Origin of the sequence: Streptomyces sp. NPDC046977 (assembly GCF_040644455.1) — a bacterium.
In the GTDB taxonomy this organism is placed as follows: Bacteria; Actinomycetota; Actinomycetes; order Streptomycetales; family Streptomycetaceae; genus Actinacidiphila.
Genome location: NZ_JBEYWO010000064.1, coordinates 1 through 18,866, shown reverse-complemented (window position 1 = coordinate 18,866; position 18,866 = coordinate 1). Strand labels below are relative to the sequence as shown.

12 protein-coding genes and 1 pseudogene are annotated in these 18,866 nt (G+C 67.4%); 5 read left to right on the top strand and 8 right to left on the bottom strand.

Features of this window, described 5'->3' with window-relative positions; genetic code table 11:
• From ABZ883_RS42185 to ABZ883_RS42165, 5 genes and pseudogenes are all read right to left on the bottom strand, one after another.
• Positions 1 to 485 (bottom strand): annotated as a pseudogene (locus ABZ883_RS42185) (transposase); the annotation flags it as partial.
• Positions 482 to 1,246, bottom strand: coding sequence for a TnsA-like heteromeric transposase endonuclease subunit (locus tag ABZ883_RS42180; protein WP_360917345.1), 765 nt, complete (start codon positions 1,244 to 1,246; stop codon positions 482 to 484). The pseudogene ABZ883_RS42185 and the gene ABZ883_RS42180, both read right to left, overlap by 4 nt.
• Before the next feature lie 154 nt (positions 1,247 to 1,400).
• A complete protein-coding gene (locus ABZ883_RS42175; RefSeq protein WP_360917342.1) occupies positions 1,401 to 2,795 on the bottom strand; it encodes a DNA-binding protein in 1,395 nt (464 codons plus the stop codon).
• A gap of 324 nt (positions 2,796 to 3,119) precedes the next feature.
• Entirely contained in the window at positions 3,120 to 3,779 is a 660-nt protein-coding gene (locus ABZ883_RS42170) for a hypothetical protein (protein ID WP_360917338.1), read from the bottom strand.
• On the bottom strand, positions 3,772 to 4,176 hold the full coding sequence (locus tag ABZ883_RS42165; protein ID WP_360917335.1) for a hypothetical protein: 405 nt from the start codon (positions 4,174 to 4,176) through the stop codon (positions 3,772 to 3,774). Before ABZ883_RS42165 ends, ABZ883_RS42170 begins: the two co-directional genes overlap by 8 nt.
• 780 nt (positions 4,177 to 4,956) lie before the next feature.
• On the opposite strand from ABZ883_RS42165, the gene ABZ883_RS42160 reads away from it, so the two are divergent.
• The 3 genes from ABZ883_RS42160 to ABZ883_RS42150 all read left to right on the top strand — a co-directional run bounded on the left by ABZ883_RS42160 (position 4,957) and on the right by ABZ883_RS42150 (position 8,290).
• Positions 4,957 to 6,417, top strand: coding sequence for a hypothetical protein (locus ABZ883_RS42160; protein ID WP_360917332.1), 1,461 nt, complete (start codon positions 4,957 to 4,959; stop codon positions 6,415 to 6,417).
• Positions 6,417 to 6,815 (top strand): hypothetical protein, encoded by a 399-nt coding sequence (locus ABZ883_RS42155; RefSeq protein ID WP_360917329.1) that lies wholly within the window; start codon positions 6,417 to 6,419, stop codon positions 6,813 to 6,815. The genes ABZ883_RS42160 and ABZ883_RS42155 overlap by 1 nt, the downstream gene beginning before the upstream one ends.
• 413 nt (positions 6,816 to 7,228) lie before the next feature.
• Positions 7,229 to 8,290 (top strand): PIN domain-containing protein, encoded by a 1,062-nt coding sequence (locus ABZ883_RS42150; RefSeq protein ID WP_360917325.1) that lies wholly within the window; start codon positions 7,229 to 7,231, stop codon positions 8,288 to 8,290.
• Between the two features lie 119 nt (positions 8,291 to 8,409).
• On the opposite strand, the gene ABZ883_RS42145 is transcribed toward ABZ883_RS42150, so the two are convergent.
• The gene (locus ABZ883_RS42145; protein ID WP_360917323.1) at positions 8,410 to 9,912 is read right to left on the bottom strand and encodes a 5'-methylthioadenosine/S-adenosylhomocysteine nucleosidase; all 1,503 of its coding nucleotides are present in this window, start codon (positions 9,910 to 9,912) and stop codon (positions 8,410 to 8,412) included.
• Positions 9,913 to 10,141: 229 nt separating this feature from the next.
• Between ABZ883_RS42145 and ABZ883_RS42140 the strand changes: the two genes are divergently transcribed.
• Both ABZ883_RS42140 and ABZ883_RS42135 read left to right on the top strand, forming a co-directional pair.
• Entirely contained in the window at positions 10,142 to 10,681 is a 540-nt protein-coding gene (locus tag ABZ883_RS42140; RefSeq protein ID WP_360917320.1) for a hypothetical protein, read from the top strand.
• A gap of 820 nt (positions 10,682 to 11,501) precedes the next feature.
• Positions 11,502 to 16,085 carry an HTH domain-containing protein gene (locus ABZ883_RS42135; RefSeq protein WP_360917317.1) on the top strand — a complete coding sequence of 1,528 codons (4,584 nt, stop codon included), beginning with the start codon at positions 11,502 to 11,504 and terminating at the stop codon, positions 16,083 to 16,085.
• Between the two features lie 1,165 nt (positions 16,086 to 17,250).
• Here the strand turns inward: ABZ883_RS42135 and ABZ883_RS42130 are convergent.
• Both ABZ883_RS42130 and ABZ883_RS42125 read right to left on the bottom strand, forming a co-directional pair.
• Positions 17,251 to 18,489, bottom strand: coding sequence for a hypothetical protein (locus tag ABZ883_RS42130; RefSeq protein WP_360917314.1), 1,239 nt, complete (start codon positions 18,487 to 18,489; stop codon positions 17,251 to 17,253).
• A gap of 171 nt (positions 18,490 to 18,660) precedes the next feature.
• Positions 18,661 to 18,762, bottom strand: coding sequence for a helicase (locus tag ABZ883_RS42125; RefSeq protein ID WP_360917311.1), 102 nt, complete (start codon positions 18,760 to 18,762; stop codon positions 18,661 to 18,663).
• Positions 18,763 to 18,866: the final 104 nt, after the last annotated feature.

The following is an 18,866-nucleotide window of genomic DNA, read 5'->3' as shown; positions in this document are numbered from 1 at the left end:
TGGTCGAGGAGCCCCCACAGGCCCTGCTTGCGGTAGTCGAGCCGCATGCGCTGCACCGTGGTGCGCGAGACCCGGCCGAAGCCGAGCGCGGTCAGCTCCTCGGCTTTGGCCTGCTCCCGCTGGGCCAGCGTGTGCTGCTCGGGGTCGTACTGGGGTCGTACGGTTCCGTGGCTGCCGGGGCCGCCGGGCAGGCCGCATTCGACTTCGCGTACGTGCCGCTGCCAGGCCAGCGCCTTCTCACGGGCCGCGGCGGGTGCGGACTCGAACAGCCCCCACTGCGGGGCCGCCTGGGGAACGTCGGCCCCGATGACGGTGAAGCCGGGGCCGGCGAACAGGTGCCCGGCGAGCACGGCCTGCCCGCCGCCGTCCGGGCCGATGAGGTGGATGCTCTGTCCGGACAGGGCGACCACCTGCCACGTCACGCCGCGGAAGCGCACATGGGCACCCACCTTGACGGCCGGCCGGGCATTACGCCGCGCGCTCACCGGGCGGCCTCTGTTGTGCCCGGGTGGTTCCAGCCCCGCGGGCCGACCAGGACGCGTTCGTGCAGTGGCGTCCGCAGGCTTGTCGTCAGCTGTCCGTGCCACAGGGCGTGGAAGACAGCGGGCAGGACCTCGATCGGGTCACCGGCCTCCTCGGCGCCCTCGAGCAGCGGCCGGGGCCGCGCGAACACCTCGAGCACCGCGGGGATGAGGCCGGGGCGGCCGGCGTTGCGGGGGTGGCGGTAGCCGGCCAGCCATTTCAGGTTGGCGGCCAGGATGTCCTCGAGCGGTGGCAGCCGCTGGTAGGTCCAGCCGATGTCCGCGCACGCTTCCGCCACCGCCTGCGCGGCGGCCAGGGCGCGTTCACCGCCGGCGTCGGGGTGGCTGGGGCAGTCGGCGAGCAGCGCGGTGCCGTCGGTGTAGCGGGCGAAGAGCTGCGGCACCCAGGACCGGACCTGCCCGCGGCCGGTGCGCCACAGCAGCCGCACCGGCCGCCCCGCCAGACCTGTCACGTCCGGGTCGCGGTCCAGGACCATCAGCTGGGTGTGCATCGCGTTCGATCCGGCCGCCACGTGCCGTCCGGTCGTGGCCGACCACCACAGACCCGGTCCCCACCGCCGCCCCGGCACGACCGGGAACGCGGAGACGGGTGGCAGGTCCTCGAAGGCCACCACCAAAGCGGCGTCCGCCCACCGCTGCTGGACCGTGCGCCCGACAGGGTCGAGGAAGACCGCCTCGAACCCGGCACCGCGATCCACCGTCACCCGTTTCGCCCGGCTCCCAGGCCGGGCTGCACCTGCGTTGATCACCTGCTCCAGCCAAGCCGGATCCGCCCGCAGCCACCGCGGTTTCCAGGATTCCCGCCACGAATGGGTATCGCCTGCGCTAACCGGTTGACTGCCGCTCCGGGACGGTCTGTCAGCCGTCCTCTTCCTGGCCGGCCACCAGCATGTCCCTCAAAGCGCCGGCAGGCATCCCCGCCCACTGGGCGACCTCTTCCAGTGGAATCCCGGAGTTCGCCGCGGCCAGGGCGGTTCGCCGCCAGGCATTGTCGAGCAGGGCGGCACTGTGGCCGAGGCCGCGCAACAGCCGCCGGGCGACATCGGCCGCCGGGCCGGTCTGCACCCGGCGCAGCTGCAGCAGCTGCTCCTCGGCGCTCGCGATGGTGCTGGTGATCAGTGCCCGCTCCTCGGCGGGCACTGCCGCGCGCCACATCCTCCCGGAGCCGGGCGCCTTCTTCTCCTTGCCGAGCACCCGCAGCTGACCGGCCATGGTCGCGCTCTGGTGCTCCTGGCGCAGCCACCACGGGTCGTTGCCGTAGCCGGGCGGCCCGCCGGCCCCGCGGCGCAGACGGATCACCGCGCCCATCCAGGACGTCAGCGGCCCGCCGAAGTCGGTCGCGGCCAGCGGCCCCAGCCACGGCCGCCCCACCCGCTCACCCAACCGGCGGCAGAACGCCCCGTCCGCGGGCAGCGGCCGCGGCCGCTCACCCCCACTGTCCACCCACGCCAGCCGGGCCATGGCCGGGTCCAACAGCGCGTCGGCGACGACCACCACCTCGGGGAAGACGACCGCGTCCCGCCCCACAATCCGCCACCAGTCCAAGTCGCCTCCGGCGTCGCCGCCCGCGACCAGGTGCAGCCGCCGCGGCCAGACCTCCTCACGCTCCCAGTGCAAGGCCTGCTCCCACCACCGGGCCACCACCGCATGCGCCAGCGCGAACACCCTCTCCGGCTCCACCCCGGCCCCAACCGCACGCCGCGCCACCCCGCCCCACCGCCGCCGCGCCGCGACCACCTCCGGCAGCTCCCGCAGATCCAGGAACTCCAGCCCCTCCCTACCACCGGCCAACAGGTCCGCATCCGCGTCCAGCAGCCACCGGCCGTGCCGGGCACACACCCGTTCCCACCGCGGCGCGTACTGCACCACCCGCACCCCCGCCGTCCCGGTACGCCGCGCCGCACACAGACCGCACCCCAACGCCACCGGCCGCCCCACCGCCGCACTCCCGATACGCCACACCGCCCGCCCCGAACCGGCTCCCGGCTCAGCTTCCGCTCCGGCGAGATTGGGATCCTCCTGCCCGAAAGCCGGCAGCGCGCGTGCCAGGACCTCCTCGCCGACCCCGCACAGCTCAGTCAGCACCTGCCGCCCTGCCGGGTCCAGGAGTACGTCCGCGTCCGCCCGCAGCCTGCCGCCCTCGTGCCGGGGACGGTGGTTGCCCCACTGCCAACACCCCAGCAGCGCACCCGCGTCCAGCCCGTAGCGGGCGGCGATCCGGCTGATCAGTGACCACGTCGTCTCCCCAGTCAACGGAGCGACCCGGAACACGCCGCGCCGTGTTGTCGCCCCGCTGGGATGCCGAGCGCCGGCCGGAACGTCGCTTTCCGAATGTGGGGAGGGCGGGCGGGGGAGCGCGACGGCGTCAGCGATATCGGTCACCTGACCAGTCAAGCGGCCCGGGCCGGCGGGGGCAGGCGAACAACGCCACCTTGCGCGTCCGCGTCCCTACTTGCGGCCCTGTCGCACTCGTGCTCGGCGGGCGTGGTCGTGGGCACCTGGGGACGCGTAGCCGGTCAGGCGGGCGATCGGATTGCTTGCAGCGGAAGGTGATAGCGGGTGTTTCTGGTGGTGGTGTCAGCGTTTGGCTGTGACGGCTGCTCGCGCGGTTGCGGCGTGGTGTTGTGCTCTGGTGCGGGCGAGGTGGGCCCGGTCGGAGACTGTGCTGCCGAACGTGGTCCAGCCGTACAACGCGGCCAGCACTCCGGCGCTGACTGCGGTGACGGTGGCGATCCGTGCTGCCCCGCTACAGATGAGGGCGGGCACTGATGCGATGCGCCGCCAGCGAGATGCGTCTCGTATTGCCGTGCGTGCTGCTCGTTCCGACCAGAGTTCGAAGACCTGGGCGATTCTGGCGAGTAGGCATGCCAGACACAGAAGGACGACTGCGCTGCTGACCAGGCTGACGCCAAGGCGCGCAGCAAGTCCTGGCGGCGGCGCGCCCTCTGAGAAGGACCTGCCGATCAGGCAGAACCAGGCCGCTGTTGCAGCGCTGGAGGCCGCCCAGCACGTCAGGGCCATGATTGAGAGAAGGCCGTCGTAGTCATCTGTCTCATCGGCCTGTTCGTTGTCCTCCGGATTGTGCTGGCCTTGTGGTGAGCTCGGGGAAGAGCGTTTGGCGGGGGCGTGGTTGATGAAGAAGTTCCGGATCCCGCCGTGGACGTCCCGGCCGATGAACGTTCCGGATCCGTGGTTGTGCTGCTCGTACCGGGTGTCGGCCTCGTGGTCGTCAGGCATCGGAGGGTCCGTTGTGGTTGCTGGTGATGCCGCCGTGGACGTCTCTGCCGATGAATGTTCCCCGACCCGTGTTGTGCTGGTGCCAGGTCTGTGAGGCGTCGACGCGTGGTGGCTGTGCGAGGCGGGTGGCGTCCGGGACTGCTTCGGGGTGGGCGGCGAGGTACGAGGCGATCCGCACGGCCCACAGGCGGGTGACCTGTTCGACGGGCCTGCCGTCGGCCAGGCTTGCCGCGTCACGGTCGACAGCGTCGAGGGCCTCGGACTGTTCGGCGGCGGTGCCCCGGTGGAACAGCGTTGCCACGCGGTCGCGGATGGCCAGGGCGCCGCTGGTGGCCATGGCGGCGGCGATGGTTCCGGCGGCACCTGTTGCGATGGCCATCAGCTCGGTCTCGGACACGCGCAATTCCCCCTGGGCTTCTTGGTCTTGGTGCGGAGCCTGAGGCAGAACCTACCGCCCGCATACGACATTCACGGGTATATTGATGAGCAAGCGACCCTGCCCTGCGTCTTCGTGCTGGGACAGCCAGGAGCGGCGGGTCCACTGTTGTCGCACTTGCTTCGGACAGCTTCTTTCGATTCGCAGCTGATGAGGGACTGTGAACCGGTAGCCCGGAGGGGGATATCGCCTCGTGGCGCAGGCGGCCGTGCGTGTGTTCGGCCCGGTGTTGGAGCGGGGTGGTGGTGCGTGCTCCTCGTTGTGCGCGCGTCGCCGTGAAGAGGAGCGCTGTGAGCCGGAAAGTGGGGCCGGTTTCAACAAGCTCGGCAGATTGTCCTGGTTGACCTTTTTGTGGTCTGGTGGTGGAGGCTGATCGCCGTCAGGATGCCCGCCTCACGTGTGAAGCCGGGGGGCGGAATGGGGATTGTGTGGGGTGCGCGGGTTGGGGAGAGAACGCGTACGGGGGAGTGGCCAGCGGTACCGGTCCAGACGCCGGTCCCGGCCCCGGTTTCGGGCACAGGCCGTCCGTCGGAGGTCGACCCCACGTCCTGTGAGGTGACCAGGCTGCTGTGTCAGGCGGTCTATGTGCGTCCTGACCGGGTGGGGGACCTGCGAGCGTGGTGGCGCAGGACACGTGGGAAGAGCGGTGTTCCGGGCAAGCTGCGCCGCAGCACCCGCAGGCCTGTCTATCTCGAGGGCAGCGACCACTGTCCCCCGCTGGGCGAGCCGATGGGGCAGTGGGTGATCGACCACGTGCTGCACGGGCCACCGGTGCCTGTGCCGTCGTACGGTTTCGACCTTGTCCCGGTCGGCGCGCACAGCCTTCGTGCACGACGGCGCCGGTGGACACGACAAGCATTCGTCCTGCTGGCGGTCGCCTGGGTCGCCTATCTGGCGTCCTGGGCCGCAACGATCTGGGCGGTCGTTCTCACCGCAGCCCTGCTGATGCGATGGTCGGCGTCTCGCGCGGCCCGGAAGCAGAACGAAGGCAAGAGCCCGTCGAGGCCGGCTCGTTCACCGCGCCTGGCTTACGCCGCCCTTTGCGTGCCCTGGCTGCTCGCGCTCCTGCCATCGGGCCCTCTCTCTGGTGATGGTCTGCCGGCGCTGCGGCTCCGACTGGTCTTGTTGCCCTTTGTGGCGCTGCTCGCGACCGCCGTGGTCTTTGCCGGCGACCGGCTGGCCGCCCGGACGGCGCTGGCCGTACTGAGGCGGGACGGAGTCTCGGCCGATCGCCTCCCGTGGACCGGTCCCAGGGCCGGGCGGCGACTGTCGGACATCGGCCGGCACCAGACCTGGCAAGCACTGCCCTACGACACTGCGGAGCACTTCATCGGCGCGGGCCGCGACGCCTGGTGGCCCGCGCACATCAACATCCGCCTGACGCCCAAGGATCCCGAGGGATCGGTCAGGCACTTCGGAGAGATGGAACTCCTTGACCGGGTGGGCACTGCGCTGGACGAACTCGGCCGTGGCGCGCGGGAGATCACCCAGCCGCTGCCGGGCTTCTCCATGGAACGCGTCGTCGGCCTTCCTGCGGACATGTGGCTCCATCGCACCCGCGCAGCGAAACGGGAACTGCCCGACCTGCGCGGGCTGGGACGAAAGTCGCCCTCCAGCGTGCCGGACCGGCTGTACCTGAGGGCACAGTGCATCACCTGGGACGGCCAGGTAGTGGTCAGCGTGTTCGTGCACGCCGCCCTCGAGGCCGGCGAGCTCCGCCTGACGGTCCGGCCGCACGTGATGACGCCCCTCTACAACGAACTGCGCGTGACCGCGGCACCCGCGAACCTACGCCGGATGAGACTGGCCGGATGGCTCGCGACACAGTCACTGCTCGATGCCGCCGCCGGACCCGCAGCCCTGTGGCGCCTTGCGGCACGGACCGGCAAGCCCAGCGAAGGCCGCGCCGAGGAGAAGGACCCCGTCAGCCTCCGCGACCGCTACTCCACCGAGGAAGTCACCGACATGCACCAAAGCGACGACGCCAAACGGCATGTCGTACTGATGCAGTCCTGCGTCTTCCGAGCCGTGGCCGACTACCTCAGGCAGCAGGGCGTCGACACGACCGCGTACGAGCAGCAGGTCGCCGTCGTGATCAACAACATCCTCGTCTACGGCGACAACAACGCCCCCATCCAGAACGTCGCCGGCACCGGCATCAGCGGCGTCGGCCAGGACCAGACAAACCACGGAGGCAAATAATGACCATAGGCAGGCGTCAACCCGAACCGGCACCAGGCAACGGCTCAGGCGTCAGCATCGGCGGCAACAACACCGCGCCCATCCAAAACGTCACTGGCGACCACATCTCCCACATCCGCCAGTCCGCATCCACCCAGAGCACCACCGACATCGAAACCGTCCGCAGCCTGCTCGCCAGCTTCCGCTCAGATGTAGAACGACACGCTGCGACCCTGCCCCACGCCGAAGCGCTCCGCGCGATGGCCGACACCGTGGATTCCTCGCTTGCCACCCCTTCAGTGCAGCAGCCCACCGTACTGCGTCAGATCGCGCAGACCCTCCCCGCGCTGGTCGTCGGAACCGTAGTCCAGCAAGGTGGCGAGGCGCTTGCTCAGGCCGTCGGCGCCCTGTTGAGCTGAGATGGATTCATCCCGATCGGCGGGTGTAGACCAGCAGGCGACGTAGTATGTTCGAATGTCAGGCTGGCACCGGGAGAGTGGTTGTCTGTGCTGCCCGAATTCAGACGCGGCAGAAGCGGCTCCTTCGGCACGATCCGTTATTCGGATTGCGACATGTACCGCCTCACGGCGTGCTGTAACACGGTGCGGAATGACCGATTTTGCGGGGCCGTTTCCGTCACCGTGATCGGCTTCCGGCTCCTCGGCCACTGGCAGTAGATGATTGTACGCAGGCCCGAGGAACCAGGAGCGTGTGCCGAGGTGCCCCCTGAACGAGGCGTCGTCGAACGGCGTGTCGGCGGATCAGCTGCGAGGTCGGTGCCGCACGCACGAAATGCTGCGCGGATGTCAGTGGTGGTGGTGACACTAGATCCATGACCTTTGACCGTGCCGATTCGATGCCGCCGCTGTTGGTCCCATCTGGATCGGCGATCCACCCGATGGTGCTGGACCGGCCGATGCTGTTGCCTGTCCTCGATGCCAATGCGCTGCTGGTTGAGGCTTGCTCGGTGGCCAAGCGAGGTGGCCAGCAGAACAGAATTTCCGCGTTGGCCGTCACTTGCCGTGCGGCCCCTTATGTTGCCGCGCACGTGCTTGGCGAGGTCGACGAACACCTTCCTCGCATGGCCGATTTCTTTCAGGTGCCGGAAACTCGAGCACGCCAGGTTCTCGCCCAGCAGATCCTGCCCTCCATACGCGTGGTTGACCTGGAGATCCGCGACCACCTCTCCGCGCAGACCCGGCACATCCTGCACGTCGATCCGGAAATGCCGCTGAAGTACCGTGGTGACCCGGACGACGCACCCACGATGGCGCTCGCAGAATTCCTGGCTCCCTGCGTCATCATCACCCAGGACAGCGTCTTCTCCCGCTTCGGGTTCGCCATCATCGAATGGATCCCCGTCACCCAAAACCTGTTGCGCCTCGCCGGCCTGGAGGCCACCGCCGCGAACGCACTGTTCGTCATCGACCTGGCACTACGGGCGTCCGGCGCAGGCGCGCACCGCTTGGCCGTCCTTGCCACCCGTTACCCCGTGCCTGCCTTGGCCGCGGCGGCTGGGCTGCTCTGGTGGTGCTACCGCAACGGCTCTCTGGGCCGCGACACCTGGCAGCGGCGCGTGTCCAGGGCAGGGGACGCTGGTAAGGATCTGTTGGAACTGGTCAGCGCCGCGAAGGCCGAGCACCAGACCCTCACCGACTCGCTTCTGGTGGTGGAGTCCCCAGCCTTCCCCACTACCGAGCAGTTGGCTGCCCGGCACCTCGCTCGCTGCGGTCGACCTCTGACTCCAGGCGAATTGCGCGACGCGCTTGCCGTACGAGGCCACGCAGTTTCAGCCGCGCAGTTGAAGCGGGACATGGTCGTCCACCGCGCCTTCGTTCGTGCCCCCGGCGATCTGTGGACCCTGGGCCGCCCGGCGCAAGGACAAGCGAGATGACTACGGAGCAATGCGTCAGGCGCCGACCCTGTCCTGCTGGCCCCGCTCGACGCATTCGTGTTGGTGCCCCCGTGGGTCTCGCCTGTCCCTGAGCCGTGTCCCGCTTCGGCTCAACTGGCTCAGTAACCTCGTCGTGGCGCCCGGAAGTTGGTGAGCAGACGAGCAGCGAGTTCCTCGGCGATGTCGTCTCGGTTTGCAGCCAGGTCTGTCATGGTGACGGTTTCGTCTGGATGCACCCGTAGATGGTCGCCCTTCATCCAGGGTTGGACACTGTTACGTGGCATACGGCTGACCTTGTCTTCGCTCACCATTGTGGCGGGATCGATGCCGATCCCCAGAGCGATGTCCCCTGGGTTGGGTACAGGAAACTGGGCAAGTAGAGTCAGCATGCCGGAGATTTGCAGGGGCAGCTCGTCCGGGTCCAGGACCCCGCCCATGCTGTCGTGCGGGAGTGGCTGCCAGGCAGAGCGTTGTCCCGTGCGCCAGACCGTGAGTCCGGAGGAGGACTGATGGGTTCCCGATGCGATTGCCATGGCGTGCTGACCGTCAGCAGTCGATGTGATGTGTTCGGCAAGGCTGAAGAACTTGTTTTCTCGACCGATTCGGATGAGTTGCTCGTGGAGCTGCGCCAGCTTCCGGACTTCGATTCGGTTGGTCGACGGAACCGGAACGAGGTGAAGTTCCAGAGCAGATGGGCCGCCTCTGAAGGATGAACCGGCTTGTCGGCGCCAGTTCACTTCGACTGCCTCGGCCAACGGTTTCCACTTCAGATCCCGCTCTTGAGTGTCGGTGTGCTCTCGGTTGGTCCAGGGAATGTCGGCGGTCGCGCCGACGGGCAGACGCCCCGAGGAGCTAACTGTGGTGGGAGGAGTCAGTGCTGTGATTACCGCGATGGCTGCCGCGGCAGCGTGGGCAGCCGCCGCGGGCTGGCTTCCGTTGGCGTCAGCTGCGTGTTTGTTGCCGTCTGCCTTGTCACTGATACCGCGGATCGTGAGGACCGGTAGCTGTCCAGCAAGGTGGGCGGCTCGTGCGAAGCCGGCGCTCTCCATCTCGATTGCCACAGCGTCGTTGTAATTCTGACGGAGTTGCAGCGACAAGGGGCTATCCCGAGCGTTCAGTACGACGTCGCCGGCAGCGACGGGCTTGAAGTGGACACGGGGCGTTGGTTGAGGACGTCGGCCCCGGATGTGCACGATCCAGTCGTCGGAGCGTAGGGCCTGGCGTGCAGCCTGTTCAAGCCAGTGGGAGGATTCCCAGACACTTGGGCGGGCATAGAACCCGCTCGTATCTACTTTTCCGCCCTGATAGGCGTAAATCTTGGTCGCGGCCACGACATCACCGATGTTGATGTCATCCTTAAGGCTTCCTGCGACGCCAACGAATAGCAACGCGGCTGGCTTCAGCCAGGAGCTGATTCGCTCGGTGAGAACACCAGCGCCGGTGTTGCCCTCCCCGAGTTCAGCGAGTGCGACCCGCCAGGGAGTTCCTGGCAGAGAGCCTTCGTCGACCCGGGTTCCCGTCTCATGTACATGAGTTTCCAGATTGGTCAGGTGGGCGAGTACCGCCTGATACTCCAGTGGGAGTGCTGTCAGAACGACTAGGCGGTGGCTGGGGTGGATCACAGGGGCGGTTCCTTGTCGTACCGGTGGAGGTAGAGCTTGGCTATCGGCTCATGGCTGCGCACTTATGTCTCCTGCCGAGCCTATCGCCGTGCACCGACACTCCGGTCCAAGCGGCTAGCTGGCAGGTTCTCCGTCCATCTGGGAGGTAGACAGCCCTTCCAACCCCCTTGGGTAGTCCGGCAAGATTGGCGATCGGCGCCCTTCACTCTGAGCAACCGGGGGAACAGACATGACAGCGATCGGGGATGTCACCGTAGGCAGGCTGCTCCTGGCTGAGTACGACAGGGTGAAGGAGGAACAGAAGACGCGCATAGGATTCCGAGACAATCTGCTCTACGTCACTCTCGCTGCGATGGTGACAGTGCTGATTGGCACGGCTCAGACGCGCCATGTAGTACTGCTGCTGGTACTTCCCGCCACCACCGCTGTACTCGGATGGACGTACCTGGCGAACGATCAGAAGATCAGTGCAATTGGCCACTACGTCCGCACCGACCTCGGACCCCGGCTGAGTGCACTCGCAGGGGAGCAAGAGAGCCTCTTCGGGTGGGAGGCAGCGCACCGACGTGATGCACGTCGAACACAACGCAAGATCATCCAGTGTGCAGTGGACCTCGCCACCTTTGCCGGCGTCCCCGTAGGTGCCCTTGCTGCCTACTGGGCCTACGGTACGGGGACGCTCGTGCCTATGGCCGTTTCGATCTTGGAGAGCGTGGCAGTCTGCGTCTTGGCTGTGCAGATAATCCTCTATGCCGAGACTCGAGCGTAGACCCCGATACTCCAGGTCTCGGGGCACGCCTGGGTTGCAGTTGCTGCGCTACCCAGCTCGTTGCCTTTGCCGTCTTGGCCGTGGGCGCCGACCGGCCTCGGCAGGAAGTCACATCACGCTCAAGCCACCCCCAGTTCGGTGAGCGCGGCGCTGCTGCGGGTGCAGCCGGTCACGTCGGGTCTTGGTGCACGCAACCGTCCTAGCCTTTCGCCAGCGTGGGGCGTAGCAATGGAGGCGGGCGGCGAGTCGGCAGCGGCGGGGCGGCCTCCCGTGCGGGCGCGCGGGTTTCGTGCAGGCGCTGCCAGACCTGCTGGTCGTCGGCAATGACGGCGTCGAGCCCGAACAGGTCCCGGCGGGGGCATGCTGCTCGACCGGCCCGTCGCCAGTGATCGCATGGAAGCCCATGTACCTAGAGATTGTCTCCAGGCGCCGGACAGCCGCGGTGCGCAGCACAGACAGCTGGCGGTGGGTAAGGAAATGCCTTCGCGCCAGTACGGTAATTGCTGCGCCGAGCACCATCGCGATGGCGGTAATTGGGCGCGTGACGCGTCCGAGGTCCGCATCCCACCAGCACCGTGACCGTTGCGGACAGCGCCACAGTGGCCATCTGCAGCGCAAACGCCTTGCGCCTGTCCGACGCTGCGCCGGCGCCCGAACAAGTCGAGCTGCCGGTCGACCTCCCCGCGCGGATACCGCCACCAGGCTGCCTCGGTGGGCAGGTACACGGGCAAGTACCCAGGTGGCATCAGCCGTCCGCCACGGTACGAGAGTCCGTAACAGTGGTGTCCAGAATAACTGGACATAGTGTTACGGTGGTTGGGTGACGCCGACTGCCGACCAACTCAAGGCCCTGCTGGGCGACACGGAGTTCCGCGCGCTGCAGGCGCTGGCGGGCTCGAGCACGCCGGTGAGCGGGCGGGCTCTGGCGCGTGCGCTGAACGTCTCGCCCACGACGGCGCTGTCCACGCTGCAGATGCTGCGCAAGGCCGGGTTTGTCGTCTCCAGCCTCGATGGCCGCTCCCGGCTGTGGAGTATCGAGATGAGCAACCCAATGATGCACAACTGGCTCCACGAGGCGGATGCGGCCTCCATGCGTGATGAGCGTGAGCACCGGGTGCGGCCCCGCATGACAACGGTGATCTTCACCGCGCTGCAGCTCGAGTACGAGGCGGTGGCCGCGCACCTGCCCGACCGGCGGCCCGGGCGTGTGCGCACGACCCGTTTCGAGGTGGCGGCCTTCGCAGGTGAGCGCGTGGACTGGACTGTGCACATCGCTGAGTTGGGCATGGGCAACAACCGGACCGCGATCGAGACCGCCGTGGCGATCGCGGAACTCCGTCCCGACCTGATCCTGTTCGTCGGAGTCGCCGCCTCGGTCAAGCCTGATGACCTGGTCCTCGGCGACGTCGTCGTTGCCGAGAGGGTCTATGACCTGCACGCCGGCAAGGACGCGTGGGACGAAGCCGAAGGGCCCGTCCACCTGACGCGGGCGCTGTCCTTCCCGGCCGCCGACGGGGTGATGAGCCTGGCCAAGACAGTACGCCGCGGCAACTGGCAGGCCGAGTTGCCCGTAGGTCAGGCACTCAACTCTCGCGGGACCGTTCCCCGTGTCGAGATCAAGCCCATTGCCGCGGGCTCGGTCGTCCACGCCGACCGTCGCTCAGCGTTGATGGACAAGGTACGTCGGGTTTTCAATGACGTGGCCGCGCTGGACATGGAGTCGCTCGGCCTGTATGAGGCCGCGAGCAAGGACCTGCAGCCTGCGTTGACCATTCGTGGGATCTCCGACTGCGTTCAGGACAAGACGCCCGACGCCGACCGTCAGTGGCAGCCGAAAGCCGCCCGACACGCTGCCGCCTTTGCGTTCGCGGTGTTGCGGTCCGCCGAGCCGGAAGACCTGCCCAGGCCGGGCACCGTGACCGCCCCGGCCGACGACGCACCAGCGACCACCGGCACGTCACTTGTCCAGCTGCTGTTGCGCCTTGCACCTCCAGTGGCACTCGCCTACGAGTGGGCCGTGCCGCAGGCCGGTCCACGGGCGACCGCGGTCCTTAAAGAGCTGGCCGAACTGGGCAGCCAGCCCGCCACCTGGCTGAGCCGTTTCAAGCACCGGCCGCCGAAGGACTTCCGCAGTCCCGGCAGCGGTCCGCTTTGGGTGATGGTCGCCGAATTCGCTGCCGCACATGAGCACCCGGCCGCGCCCTGGGTTTTCGAACAGGCGGCGCAACACTGCCACGACGACGCGGTGCTGGCGGCCTACCTGTACTGCGAGGGCGCAGTGGCAGCTGCCCGAGGCAGCGATGAGGACACCAGCGAGCGGATGCTGACCGCCGCCGAAGCGGTCGCTCCTGCCGGTCACCGGCTGTGGACGCTGTACAGGGCGGGCCTCGGCCCTGACGTTGTCGCGGTAGTCCCGGCGCTGCTGGCCGTGGCAGAGCCACTCGAACTGCCTTTGCCCAGACCGGTTCTGGCCGGCCTTGGCGTCCAGTCGGAACCGACCGGGCCAGACAAGGCACTTCTGGCGTTCGTGGAGGAGTTCGCCGACTGCCATCCGGCGTTTTTCGAATCCACGAGACTGACGGTCACCCTCGCCGCGGCCGTTGTGCTGCGGGCGACCCCGGGGCAGATTGGAGCCGCCCAGATCCTCTTGGACCACGTCGCCGCCCAATTCCCGGCTTATCGCAATAGTCCTGCCAGTGCGTCGGCGATCGCGGCACTCACCGGCCCTCGGACGTCACACGTAGAGCTCGAGCTGGCCAGGACGTTGTGTGCCAAGGCAGCTGACTCCGCCGACGGCGTCTCGGGCCTGGACCGGGATGCCGCGCTGAGCCGTGCCGAGGATCTGGCATTGCTTGCACGCGATCGCCGCCAAGACTGGGGCGGGCCCACCGCTGACGCGCTCGTGCTCGCCGCCCAGGCACGGGCGATGAGAGGCGATCCCCACGGAGCCCTGGCCATGCTTCTGCCGCCACCTGCAGGAACCGCGGAGGCCATCGAGGCCGCGTCGACGGCGGTGATCTCCACTGCAGCGGGACTGGCGGCGCAAGTAGGGAAAACCGACCTGGCCCTTGAGTTGGCGAGCAAGATCGATGATTCCGTGGATCGAAGGCTGGCGACCGCGTTGGCGCTCGTCCCACGCGAAGACATCCACCCAGAAGCCGCCGCCGAATTCCGTGCAGCTTTGGCCGAGATGTCCTCCCACGGCGACAGTGGCCAAGAGCTTCGCGCTCTGCTCGGCTTGTCGATGGTTGCGACCTTGAAAGAGGACGAACTGTCCCGCCTCCAGGATCTCGATCCGGAGAGCGCCGACATGGTCCACGCCAAAACGCTCCTGTCCGTCGGCAAGATCACCCAAGCGCAGATCCTTGCCCGCCGCTACCCCGACTCCGACGCAGCACTGCAGATCCGTGTCGAGGCGCTGCTGCACCAGGGCAAGACCACGGAAGCCGTCAGCGCCCTGGAACGCTTCTCCGCGCAGCACGGCCACGACGAGCGCCACCTCCTCCAAGCCGCGTTCCTGGCACTGCGCAGCGGATCCACCCACGACGCGGAACGTCTGGCGCGCGCCGTGGCCTCCAGCACCGACCCCTCACGCTGGCGCACCGCCCGGGAAATCCTCATCGCGGCCGCGTCACGCCGAGAGGACTGGCACGCAGTCTTGGAGCAGACTCGCCGACTCATCGACGCCGCCGACGTTGCCGAAGCAGACCCGAACCGGGAAGAGAGCCTGACGAAGTACCGGTGGGAGCAGGTGCACGCCCTGCATCAACTTCGCAGGATGGACGACGCCTACGCGATCATCCGAGCCGAACCGCGGCTAGAACCGGTCGACCACAGCCACGCACGACTGGTGGCCTCTTTGCTGCGCTCGATCGCGCCGACGGTCACCCCGACGGGTCCGGCCGATCCCGGCGCGATCACGCAGACGGAGATCCTGACCGCTGTTACGGAGGTCGCTCAGGCGTTCCCCAACGACGAGGAACTGGTTGCCACCGCCGTGATGACTGGCTTCGTAATGCCCTCCGGGCAGGACACCGACTACCTCCTGCTGTCCAAGGCACGCCAACTGCAGCAGCAGTTCTTCGAGCACTTCCCTCACAGCAATCTGATCCGGCAGGTCCCCTTCGAGGAATCGGATCCGGTCGACGGCCTGCGAGAGTTCCTGCGTGCCCGCCTGGCACCGTTCTCCGACGCCGTGCACCAGATGCAGCAGGCCGCCTCCCGAGGTCAGGTCCCGATCAGCGCCTGCGCCGGCGCCCTCGGCCGCGGGTATGCGGACATGCTGATCCGCAACAGCATCGGTGCCTACGTGATCCGCTATCCGGACGACAGCATCTACGCCCAGGAGACCGCTGCGGCGCGCGATGCGCTGAACACCGCGGTCGTCGCGGACACCTCCACGCTCTTCCTGGCCTCCCACGTGCTGCCATCCACAACGCAACTGTCGTCCTACTTCGAACAACTCCTGGTCGCAGGTCCCCAACGCGACGACATTCTCCAGGCCAAAACCGCGCTCGGCATGCGCAACTCCGGTTGGCTCGGCTGGGATGCCCGCACGCAGCAGCCGGTATTCACCGAGTACCCCCAGGACGTCATCCAGTCCTGGAGCGATCAGGCCCATGCACTGGCCGACCTGGTCGAGTCCTGCGACATCATGCCCGACGCTCCGGCCGACCACGATGATCCCAGACACAAAGTATGGAGCGCCCCTATCCGACTCGCGCGGGAGCTCGGGGTCAGCCTGCTCGCCGACGACGCGGCCCTGCGCGCCCTGGCCCGCAGCCAGGGAGTGGCCGCGTTCGGTAGCCTGCACGTGCTGGAAGCGCTCGTCGAGGACGGGATGCTGCCCGCCGACGCCGTTGAGGAGTCCTACCAGCGTTTGATGAAACTCCCCGTCGCCGAACTGCCCGTGGCCGACCGCCTTATCCAGATCGCACGCAACGAGCAATGGAACCCCCATGGGTACGCCGCGTTCCTCCTCACCCGCCCTTCGACCTGGCAACCCCTGGCCGGCGGATGGCTCAGCTACACCTCTTTGATCAGAACACTTTCCGACAAGGACCCCGAGGCAGCCGCGAAATGGTGTCTGACCGCATTGCGGGGCCTGTGCCTTGTCGCCACGCCACCCACGGTCCCCGCGGTCGCCGGCATGATCGTCGCCTGGACCATCTTCGAACTGGCGGATGGAACGGTTCTCCCGCTGCTCCTGGACGAAGCACAGGAGACAGTCCGGGGCTATGCTCCGGACGCCGACCTCCTGCAGGAAGTCGTCCGACAACTGGTAATGACCGTACGGCGCATCGCCCCCCCGCAGACGGTGGGCACCATCGTCGTTCCCCTGCTCGCCAGCCTGGAGGGCGAAGCGCACACGAAAGCCCTCAAGATCTTCTTCACTATGCCGTGACCTCCAGCGACGGGCTGTGCCGTGCCTGTGGTGACCACCCGCGCCTTGCTGACTGGGCGGGGGAATATCCACAGCGGAGCCGGCTTCGGCAAGACTCTGGCCGTCAACTAAGGTCCCGTCCGGTTTGCGTGACATGCCCTGGTCCGGCGCACTCGGTCAGCTGGTCGTACGTCGCCATCGCATGATCCTCTTCCGTCGGCTGCGGTCCTGTCCGTATCGGTCAAGGGCCCGGCAGCCTGGCTCCAACGAGACCTGAATCGCACCGGGGACAAGCATCCGTTGCTTGGCGCGGGATTCCCGGATGGGACCTCAAGCGGCTGGCGGATGCCAAGGACGCCGTGAACGCTAGCTGCAACGAGTGGGCCACTCGAGACCGGTGGGGTCCTGACCACCCCGGATTGACACGGCGGCCCCACTCTTTGCCGCACAGGTCACGCGGCCCCGATCCACCGACTCCGTTGGCTGTGCTTTCGCGTTGCCACGGCGCGGTCCGCAACACCTCCGAGGTGGCCAGTTCCTGTTGCAGCGCGAAGTTCTCGCGCTGCTCGCTGTCGGGCTCGAGGAGGACCTCGCTGCGGATCCCTGGGCGTCTCGGAGACACCTCCGCAGAGCCTCTCAGGTCTTGCGCCGGGCTGCGGCCTTCCGGCCGGCCATCGGTTCACGGCGGCACGCCGCGGCCGGACGTTGGTCAGTGCAGCCAGACGGCGCCTGGGACGCCTCCAGAGCGTCTGCGTCGTCCCTGCTCACGCGGGGGTGCCTCAATGGACGAGTTCTTCGAAATTGACGGGGAGACGTCGCCGCCCGCGGGGTACTTCGTTGATCTGCAAACCGGGCTGCCCCCCAACTCGTTGTCCCCGTCGGCGTGGGGGTACCTCCCAGAACGAGGCGGACATGCTGGTTGCTGGTCAGGTGATTCGAGCAGACCGACCGCCAGGGCGCTGGCGGTGCGTGAGCCCGCGGTGGGGCTGACAGTCATGTCTGGGACACTTCGTCCGGTTTGTCCTGGAAGTCGCCCAGAACTTTGCCTGGACGGGCCCAGCCGGGGTTTGTTCTGTGGCTGCCACGTCGTCGGACTCAAGTGTCATATACGGCGTCGTGGCGCCTCGTTTTATGGGGAGGCCGACTCGCTGCACCTGGCGAGAGTTGACCCCGTTACCCATCTTCGTCAATCGGTAGGGTCTTTGTCAGCCGATTTGCCCGCTGCCGTGAGAGCCTCGTCGATGGTGTCGGTAACCTCGCTCAGGCGCCGGAAGACCCGGACCGGCCGCTTCAGGCGCTTGATGCCCTGTTTCAGGGCGTTGCCCATAGCGCGCTCGCAGACCACGAAGTCCGCGTAGCCGGCGCCGCAGGACAGGTAAATCATGTCCGTAAGATCGTTGGTGTTCCAGGTGGTGCCCTTGTTGAGGTGACGCTCGTGGAGCATCTCGCGTAGCAGCCCGAGCGCGGGCGCCACGATCAGGTCCTCGATGGCCTGCTTTGTTACCCAGTCGGAGAAGCTCTCTGGTGCCAGTTGCGCGGCATGGGCTTCGACCGCGATGTCCATCCGGATGTCGTTCAGGAAGAGGACGTCGATGCTCTTGCGTTTTTGCTGTGTGTCGCGGGTTTCGCCGTCCAGCCAGTCGCTGAACTTCTGGTTAGCCTCGACCCACCCGGCCACCGATCCGGGTGATACGCGCTCGGTGTCGAGCATGGTGTCGATCAGTGCGGTGGCTGAGGTCAGCGACGCGGTTTGGAAGGCCATGACTGGAGGCAGGTGCGCGGACGGCTGGGAGGAGGTCCAGCCGCGGGCGGCTCCGTGGATGACATCCGGGGCGAGTGTGAACACCGCCTCCACCGGTACCTCGGTGCCTGCTGCCGTATGGCGGGCGAGAGCGGCGCGCAGTTCGTCGCGGCGTACCTGTAGAGGGTCGCGCATCTGCCAGCCGCGACTGAGTTGAAGGATCGTCAGGCCGAGCTGGTAGCGCCTGGCGGCGTCGGACCACTTGGTGGTTTCGGCGTAATGGCCGGCCGACGCGGGTAGAATGATCTTCCGCTCCTTTACCCACTGGGCAAGGCGCCGTGCCGCCGCTTGCTCCACTGGTGTGGTGTGGCCGATGCCTGTGAGGGCGTTGGCGACGTCCCGCCACTTGTTCTGGTCCAGGTAAACAGCTAGGCGCCCGGCACGCTGGTCCGCACCGGCACGGGTGGGAAGTTCGAAGAGCACGTCGTCGCCGGTGGTCGTTGTCGCGAGGAGGGCGTCGCCAGCCAGTGGATAGGCGAATCGAGACACCACGCTGGTGTCCTCGAATGGACTGGGTGTCAGCGGGAAGCGCGCTTCCTTGCCGTCGGAACGTGAGAGAACCACCGACGTCGATGCTCGGTCGATGGTGACCAGAACAATGGACGGCTCGGGTTGCGGATTCACCCAAGCATTATGCACCGGCGACCTGACAGGTGGAGAGGGTCTGCGACGGCGTCGCGGTGATCGGGTCTGGGGCCGCTGGCACCTGCTGCCGTGGCGGTTCGGGGTGGACCGCATCTACACCTGGCAGGTTTGCATGGAGAGAGTAAAGCTCCCGCCTCATCCCCAGTAGCACTACGCCCACTCCACGCCCAGATGCGCGAGGGCGGTGCGTTGTTCGGGGGTGAGCTTGTCTCGGCGGCTCTTGGTGTTGCTGTACCACACGCCCAGCCTCACGGTCACCGGTGTGAGGTCTCAACTTTTCAGCGGGTTCGACGGCAGTAGTTAGGGTTCTGACCTAGCTATCTGGCGATTGAGTGAGACGGACGTCTGCTCGCTTA

Coding starts and splice junctions, on each gene's coding strand:
- ABZ883_RS42140 (WP_360917320.1), top strand. CDS start 10,142: ATGACAGCGATCGGGGATGTCACCGTAGGCAGGCTGCTCCTGGCTGAG.
- ABZ883_RS42170 (WP_360917338.1), bottom strand. CDS start 3,779: ATGCCTGACGACCACGAGGCCGACACCCGGTACGAGCAGCACAACCAC.
- ABZ883_RS42150 (WP_360917325.1), top strand. CDS start 7,229: ATGACCTTTGACCGTGCCGATTCGATGCCGCCGCTGTTGGTCCCATCT.
- ABZ883_RS42155 (WP_360917329.1), top strand. CDS start 6,417: ATGACCATAGGCAGGCGTCAACCCGAACCGGCACCAGGCAACGGCTCA.